This window comes from Bacillus sp. JKS001846, assembly GCF_900176455.1.
Classification (GTDB): Bacteria; Bacillota; Bacilli; order Bacillales; family Bacillaceae_G; genus Bacillus_A; species Bacillus_A cereus.
Window position 1 is genome coordinate 4802467 of sequence record NZ_FWYG01000001.1, and the last position, 18359, is coordinate 4820825.

Sequence of the window (18359 nt, forward strand, 5' to 3'; positions counted from 1 at the left end):
AAGTTGCCCCTCTAATAATTAGAGGGGCAACTTTTTTCATATACCAATTGAATGAATGATTTGATGTCCGCACAGAATTCATACATTGCAACATAATATTAAAAGGATTCAATTATAAATACTAGCACACCCACATCAACAAAAAAGACCACCAAAAGGCAGTCTCAAAACTCAATCTTATTCCCTACTCCTTGCTCCACCGCTTTCTCATACAAATACTTCGCAACGATAATATCCACTACCGCCAAACCAACTGATTTGAAAATAGTAATCTCTTCATTATTTTCGCGTCCAGCTTTTTCTTTGCTTATAATTTGACCAAGTTCAGCGTGAATGGCGTTTGCTTTGAATAGACCTTCTTTTATCGGAACTTGAAGGTCTCCTGTTTCGTCTAGTGCTGCTTCTTTTGATTCAACTACTACTTTGTTTGCTCCCGCGATGGCATGTGAGGGTAGTTCTTGCATGCTCGGTCTGAATGAGCCGACGGCGTTTACGTGGACGCCTTTTTGTAGTGTTTCTGAGAAGACTGGTGTGGATGCGTTCGTAGTTGTGACGATGATGTCTGCTTCGCTTATTGCTTCATTTGCATTTGTGTGAACATATGCAGGTTTGTTGAATCTCTCTTGTATATATTCCGCAAATGCATACGCCTTTTCTTCTGTGCGATTGTATAAGATGACTTTTTCGATATCTCTAACCGCAAATATTGCTTCAGCAATTCCTTTCGCTTGTTCACCCGTGCCGATAATGCATAAAGTTTTTGCGTTATGACGAGCTAAATATTTTGTCGCTACTCCTGATAAGGCGCCTGTTCGAATCATCGTTAAGTACGATCCTTCTAAAAGTGCGAGCGGTTCTCCCGTTTGAAAGTCTGATAGCATCACAATCCCGTTGATCGTTTTCTTTCCTATCTGTTTATTTTGCGGGACTACCGTTACTACTTTTAAGCCAAGTGCCTCAAGCCCTTCCGCTACTGAAGGCATAATTAATGCCGTATTTCGCTCGTTCGCAAATGGTAATGAGCCCCTTATTGGTGTAATCGTTCTTTCTGCGGAAAATTCTTTTAAAGCAAGCGCCGCGTATTCAATAACTTCATTCATATTTACTAAGTTTCTTTGTTCGTTCGCGCTTATGACTAACATATCTTTCCACCCCCTCCTTCTATCCTAACAAAAATCCACGGTTCAAATCATCTCTCGGGTCTACAACGAACTGATGAAATCCTGTAATAAAGGCATGCCCCGTTACTTTTGGAACGACAGCTTCATATGTATCTACTGCGGTTACCGACAATACTTCCCCCTCGAATTTCCCGTCAGTAATGCATTCATGGACGAAAATTTCTCCCTTTTGTAAAGCATCTTTTTCAAAAAGAGTTGCGATTCTTGCGGAAGTTCCTGTACCGCAAGGAGAACGATCTACTTGCCCATCAGCAAAGATTGTTACATTTCGTAAAGTTGCGTCTTCTCCTTTCGGTTCATCTGAGAAAATAACGCCGTATATCCCTTTTAATCCTTCTTCAAGTGGATGCTTCACTTCCATTTTGCTCTCGATGTAGTGCTTAATTTTACCGCCCCACGCTTGAATAGCAGATAAGTCTTTGAAATCGACTTTCAAGCCAAATTCTTTACAGTCTACTACCGCATAAAAAGCTCCGCCAAACGCGATATCTACTTGAAATTCATAGTTATCTATTTTAATAGGAACGTCTTTTTTGTATACAAAGGAAGGAACATTTTCAAATGATACGGACTCTACTTCGCTCCCGTTATATGTTGCATACGCAATGACTTCCCCAGCAGGGCTATCAATAATGAACTGTTGTTTCTCACCTGTCACTTCAAACATGCCTGTTTCAATTCCGACTGTAATAACAGCAATAATGCCATGACCACACATCGTACTCCATCCTTCGTTGTGCATAAATAATACGCCAAAATCAGCGTGAGCACTCGCAGGCGGAGTAATGATACAACCGTACATGCCGTGATGTCCTCTCGGTTCATACATAAGAACTTCGCGAAGATGATCCAAATGTTCCATGCAGTACGCACGTCTTTCTAGCTGCGTGTCTCCTTTTATTTCCGGCACGCCGCCCGTAATAATTCGAAGCGGTTCCCCAGCTACGTGAGCATCAATTGTTGTGTACACTTTACTAACCTTCATTTCTATCTCTCCCCTATATGTTGATACTCTTTTTATTGCAAATATCATGCCAACGCATAGGATATAAATTTGTATACATTGTTTAAAAAAGCATACATTACTGTCTATTTTTTTATACACTGTCCAGAGGCTATGTTATGGAGCCCCTTGATACAACCAGTCTTATTATTTTCACTGGAAAGTTACTTCCACCCCCAACATATACTGTTCAAAAGCAAAAAGGAAGTGATCCAATGTATTACGGAACAAAGGGCTGGTACGTAGCTGAACTAAAAAAATTAGGCGTACGCTATCATGAAGGACGAAAACTAGAAAGTTACCGCGGGCACATCTTGCGCAATTTACTACTTGCACAACAAGAGAAATTAAAAGAACAGTAACATTCTAATGTAACGATATCGGCGATTCTCGGAATATATCAGCGATTCAACACAATATATCGGCGATTCGACATGTAATATCGACTTACCGACAAATTTCGCTAATTCATCTACCTAAACCACCAACCGATTACACATCAATACAAACAAAAAAGGTCACCCAAACGGGTGACCTTTCTTTCTTATTCACAAACAAGAATCTGTCTAGTAAATGATCCTTTTCTTGTAATACAGCGATCTGTAATTTCGAATCCTGCTTCATGGATCATGTCGTCCATTGTTTCCATCGTGACAACGACTACTTTTTTCGCGATGCGGCGTGCACTTGAGAGAATTGATAGTTGATCTTCTGGTGTGGCATGCGTAAATAAGTCGTATGGCATATCGATAATGGCAACGTCGTAGTTCTCAGTAATTTCCTCGATCGGCCCTTTTGTTACTGTTCCTTCAAATCCGAAATGTGCGATGTTTTTTCTCGTTCCAAGAACTACAAGTGGATTTATATCTCTACCAACGATGTTAATCCCCATAGAAAGTGCTTCTACTACTACTGTTCCAATACCGCAGCACGGGTCAATTGCTCGTACTCCCTCTGGATTTGGTACAGCGATATTTGCAACTGATCTCGCAACACGTGTGCTAAGAGATGTCGAATAACTATGCGGTTTTTTTATGTGATGATACCAAACTGGTTCGCTTTCTACATAGTGCCCGAAGTACCAGCGTCCTCCAAGAGGAACAATCCCGAATACACGCTCTGGATTACGAACATCCGCTTCTCCTTCAATATGCATGCCGAGGTCTCTTTCAATAAGACGTCTTTCTCCATATTCAATTTTATTCTCTCCAACAAGGTCATTAATTTTAACGAAGATGACTTTGAACGTCGCTCCCGCCAAATCAATTTGTTCCACTTGTTTTAAAATGCTTTCTAAGTCGTCCCCTTCATACATAACTTCAATTCGCTCTTTAATAAACGCACTTCTACTCGGGTCAATTTTGACATCACTTTTTAAAATATTAACGTGGGACTCCATTCCAAAGAACGAGCGCATTTCCAAGTAACATAAAGCACGCTCCTCCTCACGAAATGCATACGTATATATACAGGCAGGTGTTTTACTATGATTATTCAATCTATTATCATCCTCTATCGTTTAAAATTGTTATGATTACAATTACTCAAATACTTTTCTTTTGTATATAAAATTAAATGATATCATATGCCGGAAATAAAGAGAAACGTTAATAAATAAAAGAGACTGCCAATGGCAATCTCTTATTATTTATTAACGGAAAGAAGACACGTTGTTACCCATTTCTTCATAGTAATCTAAAATACCTTGATAAATTGCTTCTGCTGCACTTTGTCTCTGCGCTGGTGTAGCTATTTTATCTGCATCACTTTTATTATCTACAAATGCTAATTCTGCTAATACAGCTGGCATTGTATTTTCTCTAATTACGTATAAATCGCCTTTTTTCACACCACGATCTTTTGTTCCCAGTGCATCTACAAGACGCTCTTGAATTTTTTCTGCTAGTAAACGACTTTCTGATACGTTAGGATTTGTTCCTCTTGCTGTCGCTGATTCATAGTAGAACGTTTCTGTACCTTGTCCATTTTTCTCTTCCGTGCCATTACCATGAATACTTACAAAAATATCCCCATTATTTTTTTGAGCAAATTCTACACGTTTCTTTAAAGAATCAGAAGCACTTGTTCCTGGACGTGTATCATCTGTACGAGTGAATAACACAGTAAATGGTGTCTTTTTCTCAAATATTTTCTGTAATCGTAGTGATACATCTAATACAGTTTCACTTTCTTTCTCATAATAACCTGGATTACCTGAATCCGCTCCACCATGACCTGGATCAATGATAATCGCTTTTCCTTCTAAGAAGTTACCTTGCTTCACTGGATTTAATTGATTTTTATTAACCCATTGGAAACCAGAGCCCATGCGGATACGAATCCAGCTGCCGTTCTCTTCAATAACAGTTACTTGTTGTGCGTTATGTGTTCCCATTACTTTTGAAGAAGAAGAAGCTTCTGCATAAGTAGTGAATCCTTCATTAATAACTTCTGTTTTCTCTACTAAAGGTGTCCATTTATCACCTTTACTTGTTGCAATTTTGATCCATCCATCTCGTTCTTCTTTAATTTCAACCATTTGTGGATTATGCTGATTTGCACTAATCCCAGAACTTAATGATGGTGCGTGATATGTAATGAATTTTCTATCTATGTACATTTTCTTTGTTTCTACTGGACGATCACTATTCTTGCTAAATTTATCTGTTTGCGCAGTAAGTTGAGCTGCTTGTTCACGCGTAATAGAATCATTCGGTTTCCAGCCATCCTCTGTACCTAACGAAAGTTTTAATTCTACTAAAATATTAACTTCTTCTTTACCCCAATGATTCTCTAAATCAGCAAATTTTGTAGGAACTGGTCCTGTTACTTTGCTTTTCAGATTATATGCTCTTACAAGCATAGCTGCCATTTCAGCACGAGTTACTTTTCCTTCAGGATCAAATACTCCTGGTTCTCGCCCTTTAATAATATTCTCTTTTTCCATGGCTGCAATAAATGAAGCTGCCCAACTATTTTTTGCATCATTATAAGACGGCTTTGCATTTGGATCTATTTTAGCACCAATTGCTGTTGCGATAATCTTTGCTGCCTGAGCACGTGTTAAATTTCCGTATGGCATAAAGTTACCATCTGGCATACCGTTAATTACATTTCTCTCTACTAAATAATAAATTGCGTCTTTTGACCACGCACTATCTGAAACATCAGGAAATTTCTTCGTTTCTGCTAAACTACTAATTGGATGTGCTAGTAAATTTGCTGCTAATAAACCTGCGGCTATTGCTTTGTACTTCATGAAAAATAAATCTCCTCTCAAAACTTCATATTCATACAATTTTTTTAATCAAGCTAACTAAAAAATATTAACTATTAATTAATCCCTTTCATAGTGTATAACATTATATATCTATAGTAAATACGTTTCCGGCCGTATAACAAAAATCGCATATATATAACTTATAATGAATGTATATAAAAACTTTAATCAGCCCTCACCAATCGGGCTTTTACGGGCAGCCCGCCCCCATCTAACTTTTTTGCTTTCGCTGAATTTTGAGGTAGGAGTCTTACTGCCCGGCAAATAGCGGGATAAAAAAGCGATTAGGACATGTCTCCTAATCGCTTTGCCAAATAAAAAGCTGATTAAAAATAATATCTTTAATCAGCTCTCTATTATCTATGAAATTATTCTTCAATTAAATTAGACATTACATATGCATACACTAATGCTTCTGTATGCGCAATAGAACTTTCATGCGTACGTTCAAATGCGTGGGAAGAATCAATACCCGCTCCAATTAACGCATGTTTCACATCAAATCCCGCGCGAATCGCAGCTGATGCATCAGATGCGTAGTACGGATAAATATCTACTTTATATTCAATATGATTCGTTTTCGCAAGCTCTACTAAATGTTTGCGCAGTGCATAATGATACGGGCCGCTAGAGTCTTTTGCACAAATAGATACTGTATATTCATCAGATGCTTGTCCATCACCTAACGCTCCCATATCAACTGCTAAGTATTCAACAGTTTCTTCTGGAATGTTAGAGTTACCACCGTATCCAATCTCTTCATTATTAGAAATTAAGAAATGCGTCGTATATGGTAATGTTATGTTTTCATCTTGTAATCTTTTAATTAATTTTAATAAAATTGCAACACTTACTTTGTCATCTAAATGACGTGATTTTATGTATCCACTCTCTGTAATTTGAACGCGCGGATCAAATGAAACGAAGTCTCCTACTTCAATTCCTAATTCGCGTACTTCATCAGCTGAAAATACGCGCTCATCAATACGAACTTCAATATTTTTCTCATCGCGTTTTGCTTCACCTGCATCTTTATATACATGTACAGATGTTTGATGCATTAAAATTGTTCCTGTATACGTCTTGCCACTTGATGTTTCAATTTCGCAATATTCCCCTTCTACGGAGTTCCAGCGAAATCCACCAATCATAGAAAGACTCAGGCGACCGTCAGGCTTAATTTCTTTTACCATCGCACCTAACGTATCAACGTGTGCCGTTAATAAGCGGTGCTGTGCATCATTTTTCCCTTTTACCGTTAAAATAAGAGCTCCCTTATTATTACGTTTCGTTTCTACGTTCCACTCACTGACATAGTTTTCAATGAAATTAATAATTTTTGCTGTATTTCCAGATGGACTTGGAATAGAGACAAGCTCCTTAATCAGTTCCATCGTTTCTTTCGCATGATGTGCCATTGTCGTTTCCTCCTCTTTTTCTCTACTATTCAGTATACAAAATTCACCAGAAAACCTCTACTTATATAGCTTAATTTTCTAAATTGTAGTAAAATTCTTTTTAGTATATAAAAGGAGTTATAAAATATGAATATATCAAAAAAATATATACACATTGCACTCATTTGGTTTTTAGCATCATTATTTTGTTTACAAATCTCTTATGCCATTCACACTACTACTTCTATTACAATCGGCTGGATATTAACAGCTATCTTCTTCATTATTAGCTTCATTGCAACAAAAAAGCATAGCGTTACTCATTAACGCTATGCTTTTCCTATAAAACTATTCTTCTGAAACGTCTAATAAATAAATACCTCTTTCAAATCCACCGCGCTCTACTTCTTTTTTCTTACGAAGGCGTTCTACATCTTCAATCGATGCACCTTCTGCACGTGCTAATGAAATGATAACTTCTAGCGCATCCGCAAGAGAATCTAGCGCATGTTCGCGTTCTTTCATAGAAGCAAATTCACGAATTTCTTCCGTTCCAATTTTCGCTAAAGCCTGTATGTATGCTTGCCCTGTTAATTTTTGTGCTGTATACGTTTTTCCAGACATTAAAATCTTCTCTGGAACACGATCTCTTACTAACTTGTTATATGCTGACATCATTCATCCTCCTATATTTAATAACATCCGAGCTCTGCTTTATAGAAAAACCATTTTTTCTTCACGCACGCACTTAACATATCAATTCCTGATCCATGTGCTCTTACATGTGGAAAGAAATAGTGCTCTAAGTCTTCGTCCTTACCATATAGAGTTTGATACTCATCTGGAATCGCTTCTTTTTTCACATCTTTTTCTTTCGTCACCCCGTCAGAAAATGCAACACTTGGATGTCCCTCAAAAAACAACGCAGTCCGAACTGCCAAAGATGGTGTACTATGCAAAGCAGAATATGTAAGCAAAATAATAGTAATAACACCGATCATTTTCTTCATGTATTACTCCTTAAAAAAAGTGCTAACACAATTATACTAAAATGTGTTAGCACTTTCTCCCCTTTATCCCGAATTAACGAGCTAATAATCAGTGAGGAATGGACAAACTTTATTCCCCTTTAAATGCTGGTAAACGTTTCTCTAAAAACGCAGCAATTCCTTCTTTATGATCCGCTGTTTGTCTCATTGCATATTGACCACGCTTCTCTAATTGCAATGTTTGCTCTAAATTAGAGCGATTTACTTCACATAAAATTTGCTTCGTTTGAATCATTGCTTTAATCGGTTTTTGTGACCATTCATTAATTTTTTGTTTCACAGCCGTTTGGAAATCTTCGCCGATTACTTCATCAATTAAGCCGATATCAAGCGCTTCTGTCGCTGATAACTTCTTACCTTCCCAAATAATTTGCTTCGTCATATTTTCACCGACACGCTTTTGAAGGAAGAAATGACCGCCTCCATCTGGAATTAAAGCGATTCCAATAAAGTTCATTGCAATAACAGATGATATATCCGCCATTACATAATCAGCTGTTAACGCAATACTTAACCCAAGACCTGCAGTCGGTCCATGAATTGCACTAATAACAAGCTTTGGCATCGTATATAATGTCACGACAACTTCAGAAATGGTATTCATAATGCCATCAAACTTACTTTCATCATTACTTGAAAGCATCGATTTAATATCCCCACCCGCAGAAAAACCACGGCCGTTCCCGCATAACACAACGATATGCGCAGAACTTTCCGCTACTTCTTTCAACTTTTGTAATAACTCTTTTAAGGTCGGCTCATCCAACGCATTTAACACCTCTGGGCGATTGACCATAACCGTTGCAACGTGGCCTTCATATTTCACAACGACAGATTCTGTTTTACTTGTTATTTCCATTATATATACCCCTCTTTTCTCCATAAAGATTATACTTATATAATTATAGAAAACCACTGAAAAATCCTTCTTTTTTCTTAATTTTCTGTCTAATAATCTCGCAATTTGTACATTTACCGTATAAAACATACAATTCCGTTGAAAAATATAGAAATTAAAGTCGGTTTATCCATGCTTTTCATCTATTTACCATTACAATGAAATGGTGTATTCTTAAGTTTGATAAAAAACAAATATTGAAATTCATTCGCCTTACTATGTAAAAAAGGCTTTATACCCATCTTTTGGGTGTTGTAATAAAGGAATGAAGAACTGGAGGAACATATGGTTAATAAGTTGAAACAAACGGATAACTACTTCCCACATTTCCTATTGCTATTCATTGTGTTTCAACCAATTTTAGATTTATTAACATCTTTTTCAATCTATATACTACACATGAGCGCAACAGTTGGAGTTGTAGTCCGTTTCGCCTTTATGCTTCTTGCATTAGGGTACCTACTTCTTCATCACAAACAACAAGATGCGAAAAAGTACATCCTCTATTTGTGCTTACTCGGGATCGCACTCGCAATCGGTCTTGTAAATAATATGATGGTTAAATCTCCAGTTTCATTTGGAGAAGAAGTTAAATTCATCTTAAAGAGCGTATATCCAATTGTGCTACTGTTTGGATATATTATCGCCTTTAAAGAGCTAAAAAATAAAGAGTATGTATTCCATAAAATCATTACATATTTCTTATATGCAACTTTAATTTTAAGCATTACAATGATTGTCGCAATGCAAACTGGAACGGATTTCCCAAGCTATCCTCACTCAAAAATCGGTTCAAGAGGTTGGTTCTTCGCTGGAAATGATTTAAGTTCTCTTTTCGCCATTATGTTCCCAATCATTGTCTTATATTCGATTCATAAAACAACTTCTTTCTCGAAAATATATTACTGGATTCCAACAATACTTGCGATGTATGCAAGTATTATGGTGGGAACGAAAGTCGGATATGGCGCAATTGTTATTACATTAGGCGTAGCACTTTTCTTCTCATTCATTGAATATATGATAAATCGTAAAAAAGAAGAAAAAGGATTCACACATATTGTAAATACCGTTGTTGTCGCAGTTATACTAGGAGGTTTAATTGCTCTTACACCGCATACTCCTATCGCAAAAAATATGGGCATTCACATGCAAATATACGAATACAAAAAATCAGTACAAGAAGAGAAAGATCGAAAAGAAGGAAAAGTAATTAAAGCAGATCCAGAAGATGCAAAAAAACATGCAAAAGGTGAACTTACAGATTCTGAAGTAAAAAGTTTAATTTACAGTGATCGCGACAAATTCTTAAAAACATACAAACAATACTATAAAGACGCACCGCTTTCACAAAAACTATTCGGAATGGGTTACGCTGGTAACTACACAGATAAAATTAAATTAATTGAAATGGACTTCCATGACCTATTTTTCGCCTTTGGAATTGTCGGTTTCCTTATTTACTTAATACCTCTTCTATACTTTGGTATTAAATTATTTATCCGCATGATCACAAACTTTAAGAAAATCATGAAAGTAAAGTATATGCTATTAGCGAGCACACTCGTTCTATCACTTGGCATTGGCTTTATGTCTGGCCACGTATTAACAGCACCAGCCGTTAGTATTTTCTTCGTTGTTATACTCGCTTATATCATTGTTGATTTTGAAATTGAATAAAAAGAAGGTGCTACGAAATATTAGTAGCACCTTCTTTTTTATTTAATTAATGTTTTACGTATTCTAAGCTTTCTTTTGCAATATACGCTTCTGTTACAGTAGGATTATCTGAAATAACTTTAACCCACGCTTTTCCATTTATTATCTCTTCACCAGTAACTGTGACAACTACATTTGTATTTAAACGATACAGTCGCTCATTTGATATACTAGGATTCTTTTTCACTTCCACGTTATTCATCACACGTGCAAGTTTGTACTTGTTGTATTCTTTTTTACCTAAATAAGAATCAAAACGGTTCATATGCCCCGCTACTTTTTTCCCCCAGTTCGCATCAGATGCATATTTCGCATTTAAACCAGCAGCTTTATCACCTGTATATGTTGCTGTATAACGCCAATGTCCTGGATTTAAATATCCTTCATTCATGTATAATTTTGCTGCATGTTCAATACAATCTTCTTTTGAATTGAATGCTTCTCCGTTACCATACGGACTATCGTCTGTTGCTTTTAAACCAAATAAATTATTTTTGTCTTTTGCAAGAGCGCTTGTTCCATAATAACTTTCATGAATTGCTAATGAATATAAGAATAATGCATTTACATTATACTTGCTTTCTACTTCTTTAAATTTCTTTCCTAAACCAATTAATGGAGAGTCTGGTTTAATCGATTTCACATAACTATCTAGTTGTTCAGCTGTATAATCTGTTTTCGAACGTAATGATAAATAATTGAAATATTGATAGAAAGTTTCGTCTCCAAATGTCTTTCCATCTACACTATACATTTGCTGTCCTTGCTTCATGAAAGAAGGTGCCACACCATATCTAAATTCTGTATATCCAGGTGAACTTGTATTATATGTATAATATTTATGGTATAAATATCCATCTGATTTCACATAATAAGACGACTGTTTCATTTCATTTGTAGGAATTAAAGTGATTTCATTCTTCTTCACATAACCTGTTAAACCAGAAAGTTGAACTTTCACACGATCTTCGCCAACTTCTAACACTTTCAATTCTGTTCCATACTGAATATACGTATATACTGTTGACAAATTCTCATCATAAATATTAATGATGTTTTGCCCAGTTATTCTTTTCGCACTTGCAAAACCATCTTTAATCCATAAAAATTCGTTCTCGTATTTTACCGCATTCATACCTTTATTTTGAGCAGCCGTAACCGCTTCTTTATACGTATTATAGCGCTCTACTTCTTGCTCTGTTCCGTTTTCTCTTACATTTGTCACAACATATTTCTTAGTTTCTACAGGATTGCTATTTCCGTTTTTTTCAATCGTCTGAAGCATGCGATCCAACATAGCTGAAGCCATCCCTCTTGTAGCTGATAAATGTGGTCTAAATGTATTATCTTCTGGATACCCTTTAATAATTTGAGTAGCCACCATAACTTGCACATGCTCTTTATAGTTAATACTATCTTTATCAGTAAAGGTAAGCGGACTTACAGCTACTTTAATATTTTTATAGTCTAACGCTCGCTTTACCATTATCGACATTTCTTCACGTGTAATTACATCATTTGGTGAGAATGTCTCGTTCGTACGACCATTAATAATTTTCGCTCCATATGCTCTACTTACACCATCATATAAACCGTAAGTCTTCGGCACATCCTCGAAATTCGAATCAGCTTTCGGTAAATTTAAAGCCCTTGCTATGAATGTAGCAAACTCTGCTCTTGTTACTAATTTATCAGGCGCATATACATTGTCTCCATACCCCATTAAAACTCCTTTAGTAATAAGTGAGCGCATATTCGTCTCAAACATATGTCCTGTAATATCATCATTTGCCGCATAACTTGAAATAGGAGTTAAAAGTAATGATCCCGTTAATGCCACTGCTGTTATACCTTTTGAAAAAGTCTTCAAGTTTACCCTCCTCGTAATCTACAAATTTATTATCACAAATTTGATTATATAATAATCGCAATCATTTTAGCATAATAAATAGGAATTAAAATAAAACGTTTTTGTAATTAGAATTTTCGTTAAATTCAAAACAAAATAAAAGACACTTTACTTTTTTAATAAAGTGCCTTTTTCCATATGATCAATGAGTTTCTTTGTTGCCTGTTTGCCTTGCAACCGAAGCTCATCTATTGTCAATTGTAACTCTTGCTGCACAGTTCCTTGTTGCATTAATTGCTTTTTCGCAATTTCATATAAATACTCAGCACTCCATTCGCCATCCACACTTCCTATAACTGGCTGATTCACTTGACTTAAAAACGAATCAATTTTCGGATCGTATGAAATCCCGACCATTGGAGTTTTGGCTACAGCAGAAAAAACTAGTGCATGAAGACGCATACCAATTAGTAATGAACATTGTGATAAAATGAATATTTTCTCGTCGATATCCATTTTATATGGAAGCATATACGTCTCTTCTCCCATTAAGTCTACTACTTCACGCGAAGCTTTTTGATCAAATGGCTCATGCATTGGAACAAATAGAATTTGGTATCCTTCTTGCTTTAATTTTTTTAATGCCGCAGCTAATTTTTTTATATAATCTTCTTTTGCATTCCAATAACGCACACTAACCGCAATTACTTTTCCATGTATCGAATGCTTTTGCAACCAATCCGATTGTTTTGTCCGTTTCCATGTTAAAACAGGGTCTGGAACAATTTCAATATCGTTTTTTATGCCAAGTTCTTTTAAATATAAAAACGAATCCTCATCTCGAACTGATACATAGGAAGCTTTTGACAAGTTCCATTTTACTAATAAACGATTATATCCTTTTGTAATTGGACCTATTCCTTGTGAATAAATGTAATACGGCTTTTTTAATAATCGAGCGAGTCCCATAATACCCGTATAATATAGAATACTCTTCGTACTTGTCTGATCTTGAAGAAGGCTCCCGCCACCACTAATAACTCCATCACTGTTTTTTATCGCATGATAAACAGCTTTTATATCCCAGCGATCTACCGATTCTACACCATACATTTCCTTTGTATATTTAGAATCATTTGATAGTACTACTAGTTCTATATCCGGGTTCTCTTTACTTAACGATTCAATAATTGATTGTAGAATCGCCTCGTCTCCAACATTATAAAAACCATAATATCCTGATAAGACTAAACGCACCCTAAATCTCCTCCAAAACTAGGTAACCGTTTATTTCATCTAACATAAACTGGTACCCATTCCTTACCTAAACACTTGATACCCTACATAGTTTCCTCTTTATCAGCTCATATGAATTATAATAAAAAATTAAATTTCTATATTTATCTTTTCAAAAATGGCATTTTGTTTATTGATATCCATTTTAATTTCAAAGCACATACACCATACAAAATGGTTGTAATACTTAATGCTATACCACTGAATAATAACGTCATAATTCTTGAAGATGTAACATCTATCACATTACATAGTTCATACAATCCTAGTCCCAAAATACATGCTATTGCTAGTACACCAAAAAAGCTTTTTAAATGAATAGAATAAGCAATATAGCTTCGAATATACAAATGATTTACAATACAAATCAATATGTAAGTAATTAATGTACTATACGCCGCTCCATCTATGCCAAACTTCTGCACGAACATCATGTTTAACACGACTTTCACACAACTCGCACCAATAACAATCCACGCAGCTTGTGCAGAACGGTTAATGCCCTGTAAAACACCTATTGATAATACCATAACCGCAGTAAAATACGAACTGCCAATCATAACTGTTAACATACTACTGCCTTTTACGTCTGTGAACAATCCGACATTTAACGGTACTGTTAATGCCATCAACCATATTGTTAACGGTGCTGTCAAAACATGCGCTAGTCGATTTGTATTTTGAATTGTTATTTTCGCCAAATTTATATCTTTTTTGGCCAATGCGGAAGTTAAGAGTGGTATTAACGGAAATACAATTGCACTTGCAAAAATAACAATTATTTGCGTGAATGCAAAACCGCGACTGTATATTCCAAATTGTTCTTGAATTTCTTTTGATGATCCTTGTAATACATGCGGTATTGTAAGCGAGTCTACTAAATTTAAAAGTGGCATTGATAAAGCTCCGATAGCGATTGGGATCGATACCCGCAATATCTTTTTGCCGTTTTCTCTTAAATCTCGGAGCGAATAGGAATTGCTTTTATTGTAGTATGGACTTCTATTATATTTTATACGCAAATATATAAGCGAACTAATGACTCCAAGAAAAGAGCCAACCATCGCACCACTAGTAATAACAGTATTACTCTTATCCCATGATACTAGTATGTAAGCAATTATTAACATAAAAAACACACGTACAAATTGCTCAATGACCTGTGATACCCCTGTTGGTTTCATATCACCGAAACCTTGAAAATACCCTCTATACACCGCCATGTATGGCGCAATGAGTAATGCTAATGAAGTAATAAGCAACGGCATTCTAGTTTCTTGTCCACCAAGCATATTTGCAATTTCAATAGAAAATAATACAATGACTAAACAGCCGAAAACGCCAAATGCTATCCCAATAATTGACGCTGATTTAAATAATTTCGCAATTTCCTTTTGCTTATTTTTTTCGTTCAACTCTGCAATTAGTTTCGAAATTGCAAGTGGAACTCCGGCTACCGATAATGTAAGAGCAATCATATATACAGGAAAAACAAGGCGAAAAATACCGAGCACTTCATCTCCTGCAATATTTTGTAATGGAATTTGAAAAAAACTACCAAGCAATTTCGACAAAAAAGTTGTAATGGTTAAAATTGCTGCTCCTTTTACAAATGTTTTATTCATATTTTTTCTCTTTTCTTTTATACATATACTCTCAAACATATTGTTTTAAACGACAGGGATTCACTTTATCCCATTGGTTATCATAACAAATTTATTATAGGTTGAATACTTGGTTTTTTTTTCAAAATAGAAAAGAGAACCCATTTAAGTCTGCCTCTTCACAATGTTTTTTCTAATTCCTTCCATTATATATGTACAAACTATAACCGTTTCTGTTACGCCAAAAGAGCCCTTCCTCTCTGTCACTGCGATACATATTACTAAAAACATTATAAAAATATCCCACAACTCTACATTATAATTTATGTAAGATTGTGAGATATTCTAATTACTATCTAAACACTTAAAATTTTCAATTGCTCTTTCTGTTCATCGCTTGCCATTACTGCGATTGTTTTTTCAATACTCGGATGTACTTGCTCAAGCTTTACACTTGCTCCTACTTTATTTGATTGCTCAACAAAATTTAATAATGCCATAGCCCCTGATACATCCATATAACGCACATCTTTCATACGTAAAACAACCGGTGACTTCACATCTTGTAAAGTAGAGAAAATACGATCTACTGATAGGAAAGAGAGCGGCCCTTGAATTGTGTACGTTTCTTCTCTTTCTTTTACGATAGAAGTTTTACGCTCCTTACATTTCACCATATATATGATGAACGAAAGAATAATACCGAAGGCAACAGCAATCATTAAATCGAACTTCACCGTTACAATCATCGTTACGAGCATAACAACGACATCACCTTTAGGAGCAACATGCATCTTTTTCATGCTTCCCCAATCGAACATTCCAATACCAGTTAAAATTAAAATACCTGATAATACAGCAAGTGGAATATATTGTACGACCGAACCAAGACCCATAATAAAAATAAATAAGATAACACTATGCATACATGCCGAAAGTGCCGTTTTACCGCCACTTCTTATATTCACGATAGACCTTACAGTCGCACCTGCACCTGCTAATCCGCCAAACAATCCGCTCATCATATTACCGATACCTTGTCCGACCAGTTCTTTATTACTTTTATGACGTGTACCTGTCACATTATCCATTACGACCGATGTTAACAACGAGTCAATCGATCCTAATAAAGCAATACTAAACGCTGGTAAAATAAGTGCTGCTATTCCTGTTCCACTTAAAGATGGAATATGAAGCGTAGGTATCGCTTCTGGAATGGTTCCAATCTTTTCAATTACTTTATTTAGTGAAAGATTTCCGATAATCGGTAACTTTACTGTAAGTCCTTCGAGTAGAGAAGAAAATAAAGGAAGCAAAGCTGTCACACCGACTAGTGCTACTAAACTAGACGGAATCGCCTTAATCCATTTACCAGAAACAATCATTACAATAATCGTTAACACAACAAGTAGAAAACTATTTTGTACGTGCTTTATTTCACCTAAAATAATGATTAATGCAATACCATTCATAAATCCCGAAACGACAGGATACGGAATATATCGAACGTAAGAACCGAGCTTACATACACCGAATAAAATTTGAAATAACCCTGCCATCATAAAAGCAATAAAACTTGCCTCTAACCCATGCGTCGCAATAACTCCTGTTGCAATAACGGTAATTGGTCCAGTTGGCCCTGTTACTTGCCCAGGTGTCCCGCCAAATAACGCTGCGAATAAACCTGCAAAAATCGCACCATACAATCCAACAAGCGCTCCCTCAGACGTTCCTGTCGCGGCAATACCAAATGCAATCGCAAGTGGTAACGCAACAATCGCAACAGTAAATCCTGCTAAACATTCCTTTGCTATTTTTTGAAACATAAAAAAACCACCTTTGTATAAAGTCCATGTTCCATTGTACACCTAAAAAGATACATTCGTTAGCTTACTTTTTACATTCTCGTGACGTAAACGTATTCAACGAAAAGTTTTCCCCTTATCTTTGGAAACAATTGCAACTATGCTATAATGAACAAATTAAATCTTTTACTATATACTTGGAGGCACTATGCTAACTTTTGAAGAAAAATTATCGATTATTGAATCTTTCCCAGAACTAGAAAGAAAGAACGTATCATTAAAACGTGTAAACTTCCACTTTGAAGAAAGTCGTTTAGATAAAAAGAACGTTGTATTTCATTTACACCCAAATGGAAATGGATTTGTATATGCAAGCGGTATTAAAGGTTATAAAACAGATGATAAAGGCATGGTTAACATCCGTGAGTTTTCAGCAGAGGAGTTACGTTCAGTAATTGAGAAATCAATTGACCTTCTATCACAAGAAGAGGTAGTAGCACCTGTAGAACCTGCGAAAGAAGAAGAATGGCAGAACGAAGATGGTCATATTCTTACTCTTATTTCAGAGGATGACATGTGGAACGTGTACGCTGGTGTAAACTTAGACGGTACATTCAACTCTTATCCAGAAGCTGCGGAATACCTTGATGAAGAAGGCTTTTCACGCAAATAAAAATAGAAACCTATTTCATTCAACGACTTTTATAGTAATCAAAGAAGACACTTAAGGTGTCTTTTTTTGTTATATAAACTCCTTTCTCACACTATCTCTACTAATTTTCATAAAATGATTCAGAGGAGGTTTATATGAATACAACTGCTAAATTAATAAATTGGAAAGAACATGGCGATATGATTATTCTAGAATGTGAATTAAATGGAAAACGCTTCGAGATATCAACATATAAACAAAGAATATATAATGCACACCTTTTATCAGCTGACGTTTATATTCGTTTAGACTCATCTGATAATATAATTGGAATAAATATTTATAAAAAGTAAGAAAAGCCCCCTATTCCGTAGGCGGGCTTTATCTTTATTACACAACATCAGAGTATACTCTCTTTTTTTCATACAGTTTATGTAATTATACATATTCATCAAAAAATACACTAAATGAATATTACATGTAGTAAAATATAACTTGTGGGCACGTTCTATAAAGCAGATTCTTTTAAAAGGCGTAACATATCAATTATTATAGGGGATGTGGCGTCACTTCAATATTGATCTCAAATCTCTTGTCTTTTGTGAACTAACAATCTAGTGTATATA

17 protein-coding genes are annotated in these 18359 nt (G+C 35.7%); 5 read left to right on the forward strand and 12 right to left on the reverse strand.

Annotation, left to right across the window (positions count from 1 at the left end; genetic code table 11):
* Positions 1–164: 164 nt before the first annotated feature.
* Positions 165–1142: an ornithine cyclodeaminase family protein gene (locus B9A45_RS25745; RefSeq protein WP_053512536.1), complete on the reverse strand. Its 978-nt coding sequence runs from the start codon at positions 1140–1142 to the stop codon at positions 165–167.
* Between the two features lie 19 nt (positions 1143–1161).
* Positions 1162–2214, reverse strand: coding sequence for a proline racemase family protein (locus tag B9A45_RS25750; protein ID WP_003283354.1), 1053 nt, complete (start codon positions 2212–2214; stop codon positions 1162–1164).
* A gap of 89 nt (positions 2215–2303) precedes the next feature.
* Here B9A45_RS25750 and B9A45_RS25755 point away from each other — a divergent pair, with 89 nt between their 5' ends.
* Positions 2304–2546: a YflJ family protein gene (locus B9A45_RS25755; protein ID WP_000433499.1), complete on the forward strand. Its 243-nt coding sequence runs from the start codon at positions 2304–2306 to the stop codon at positions 2544–2546.
* A gap of 182 nt (positions 2547–2728) precedes the next feature.
* On the opposite strand, the gene B9A45_RS25760 is transcribed toward B9A45_RS25755, so the two are convergent.
* The 3 genes from B9A45_RS25760 to B9A45_RS25770 all read right to left on the reverse strand — a co-directional run bounded on the left by B9A45_RS25760 (position 2729) and on the right by B9A45_RS25770 (position 6882).
* Positions 2729–3682 (reverse strand): TRM11 family SAM-dependent methyltransferase, encoded by a 954-nt coding sequence (locus B9A45_RS25760; protein WP_001059308.1) that lies wholly within the window; start codon positions 3680–3682, stop codon positions 2729–2731.
* Between the two features lie 153 nt (positions 3683–3835).
* Complete coding sequence (locus B9A45_RS25765; protein WP_084065402.1) at positions 3836–5443, reverse strand: N-acetylmuramoyl-L-alanine amidase; 1608 nt, start codon at positions 5441–5443, stop codon at positions 3836–3838.
* A 389-nt stretch (positions 5444–5832) separates the two neighbouring features.
* On the reverse strand, positions 5833–6882 hold the full coding sequence (locus B9A45_RS25770; protein WP_000930026.1) for a M42 family metallopeptidase: 1050 nt from the start codon (positions 6880–6882) through the stop codon (positions 5833–5835).
* A gap of 126 nt (positions 6883–7008) precedes the next feature.
* Here B9A45_RS25770 and B9A45_RS25775 point away from each other — a divergent pair, with 126 nt between their 5' ends.
* A complete protein-coding gene (locus B9A45_RS25775; protein ID WP_001027083.1) occupies positions 7009–7188 on the forward strand; it encodes a hypothetical protein in 180 nt (59 codons plus the stop codon).
* Positions 7189–7209: 21 nt separating this feature from the next.
* On the opposite strand, the gene B9A45_RS25780 is transcribed toward B9A45_RS25775, so the two are convergent.
* The 3 genes from B9A45_RS25780 to B9A45_RS25790 form a co-directional block, all read right to left on the reverse strand.
* Positions 7210–7536 (reverse strand): nucleoside triphosphate pyrophosphohydrolase, encoded by a 327-nt coding sequence (locus B9A45_RS25780; RefSeq protein ID WP_001277348.1) that lies wholly within the window; start codon positions 7534–7536, stop codon positions 7210–7212.
* A 17-nt stretch (positions 7537–7553) separates the two neighbouring features.
* The gene (locus B9A45_RS25785; protein WP_000738198.1) at positions 7554–7871 is read right to left on the reverse strand and encodes a hypothetical protein; all 318 of its coding nucleotides are present in this window, start codon (positions 7869–7871) and stop codon (positions 7554–7556) included.
* A gap of 109 nt (positions 7872–7980) precedes the next feature.
* A complete protein-coding gene (locus B9A45_RS25790; RefSeq protein WP_001999174.1) occupies positions 7981–8793 on the reverse strand; it encodes an enoyl-CoA hydratase in 813 nt (270 codons plus the stop codon).
* A gap of 300 nt (positions 8794–9093) precedes the next feature.
* Between B9A45_RS25790 and B9A45_RS25795 the strand changes: the two genes are divergently transcribed.
* Entirely contained in the window at positions 9094–10488 is a 1395-nt protein-coding gene (locus B9A45_RS25795) for an O-antigen ligase family protein (RefSeq protein WP_084065404.1), read from the forward strand.
* 46 nt (positions 10489–10534) lie between these two features.
* On the opposite strand, the gene B9A45_RS25800 is transcribed toward B9A45_RS25795, so the two are convergent.
* The 4 genes from B9A45_RS25800 to B9A45_RS25815 form a co-directional block, all read right to left on the reverse strand.
* Positions 10535–12397, reverse strand: coding sequence for an S-layer homology domain-containing protein (locus B9A45_RS25800; protein WP_000847506.1), 1863 nt, complete (start codon positions 12395–12397; stop codon positions 10535–10537).
* 147 nt (positions 12398–12544) lie between these two features.
* Positions 12545–13633 (reverse strand): polysaccharide pyruvyl transferase CsaB, encoded by a 1089-nt coding sequence (gene csaB, locus B9A45_RS25805; RefSeq protein ID WP_001241591.1) that lies wholly within the window; start codon positions 13631–13633, stop codon positions 12545–12547.
* A 143-nt stretch (positions 13634–13776) separates the two neighbouring features.
* Positions 13777–15297, reverse strand: coding sequence for a putative polysaccharide biosynthesis protein (locus B9A45_RS25810; RefSeq protein WP_084065407.1), 1521 nt, complete (start codon positions 15295–15297; stop codon positions 13777–13779).
* Positions 15298–15632: 335 nt separating this feature from the next.
* Complete coding sequence (locus B9A45_RS25815) at positions 15633–17102, reverse strand: SulP family inorganic anion transporter (RefSeq protein WP_084065409.1); 1470 nt, start codon at positions 17100–17102, stop codon at positions 15633–15635.
* A gap of 187 nt (positions 17103–17289) precedes the next feature.
* On the opposite strand from B9A45_RS25815, the gene B9A45_RS25820 reads away from it, so the two are divergent.
* Together B9A45_RS25820 and B9A45_RS25825 are read left to right on the forward strand one after the other, a co-directional pair.
* Positions 17290–17754, forward strand: a complete 465-nt coding sequence (locus B9A45_RS25820) for a hypothetical protein (protein WP_000954998.1) — start codon at positions 17290–17292, stop codon at positions 17752–17754.
* A gap of 134 nt (positions 17755–17888) precedes the next feature.
* Positions 17889–18086, forward strand: coding sequence for a hypothetical protein (locus B9A45_RS25825; RefSeq protein ID WP_001098258.1), 198 nt, complete (start codon positions 17889–17891; stop codon positions 18084–18086).
* Positions 18087–18359: the final 273 nt, after the last annotated feature.

Bases quoted from the DNA above. Each gene is read 5' to 3' on its own strand.
- B9A45_RS25790 (WP_001999174.1), bottom strand. From the start codon at position 8,793: ATGGAGAAAAGAGGGGTATATATAATGGAAATAACAAGTAAAACAGAA.
- B9A45_RS25820 (WP_000954998.1), top strand. From the start codon at position 17,290: ATGCTAACTTTTGAAGAAAAATTATCGATTATTGAATCTTTCCCAGAA.
- B9A45_RS25780 (WP_001277348.1), bottom strand. From the start codon at position 7,536: ATGTCAGCATATAACAAGTTAGTAAGAGATCGTGTTCCAGAGAAGATT.
- B9A45_RS25825 (WP_001098258.1), top strand. From the start codon at position 17,889: ATGAATACAACTGCTAAATTAATAAATTGGAAAGAACATGGCGATATG.
- B9A45_RS25815 (WP_084065409.1), bottom strand. From the start codon at position 17,102: ATGTTTCAAAAAATAGCAAAGGAATGTTTAGCAGGATTTACTGTTGCG.
- B9A45_RS25795 (WP_084065404.1), top strand. From the start codon at position 9,094: ATGGTTAATAAGTTGAAACAAACGGATAACTACTTCCCACATTTCCTA.
- B9A45_RS25770 (WP_000930026.1), bottom strand. From the start codon at position 6,882: ATGGCACATCATGCGAAAGAAACGATGGAACTGATTAAGGAGCTTGTC.
- B9A45_RS25810 (WP_084065407.1), bottom strand. From the start codon at position 15,297: ATGAATAAAACATTTGTAAAAGGAGCAGCAATTTTAACCATTACAACT.
- B9A45_RS25775 (WP_001027083.1), top strand. From the start codon at position 7,009: ATGAATATATCAAAAAAATATATACACATTGCACTCATTTGGTTTTTA.
- B9A45_RS25755 (WP_000433499.1), top strand. From the start codon at position 2,304: ATGGAGCCCCTTGATACAACCAGTCTTATTATTTTCACTGGAAAGTTA.
- B9A45_RS25765 (WP_084065402.1), bottom strand. From the start codon at position 5,443: ATGAAGTACAAAGCAATAGCCGCAGGTTTATTAGCAGCAAATTTACTA.
- B9A45_RS25745 (WP_053512536.1), bottom strand. From the start codon at position 1,142: ATGTTAGTCATAAGCGCGAACGAACAAAGAAACTTAGTAAATATGAAT.
- B9A45_RS25785 (WP_000738198.1), bottom strand. From the start codon at position 7,871: ATGAAGAAAATGATCGGTGTTATTACTATTATTTTGCTTACATATTCT.
- B9A45_RS25750 (WP_003283354.1), bottom strand. From the start codon at position 2,214: ATGATATTTGCAATAAAAAGAGTATCAACATATAGGGGAGAGATAGAA.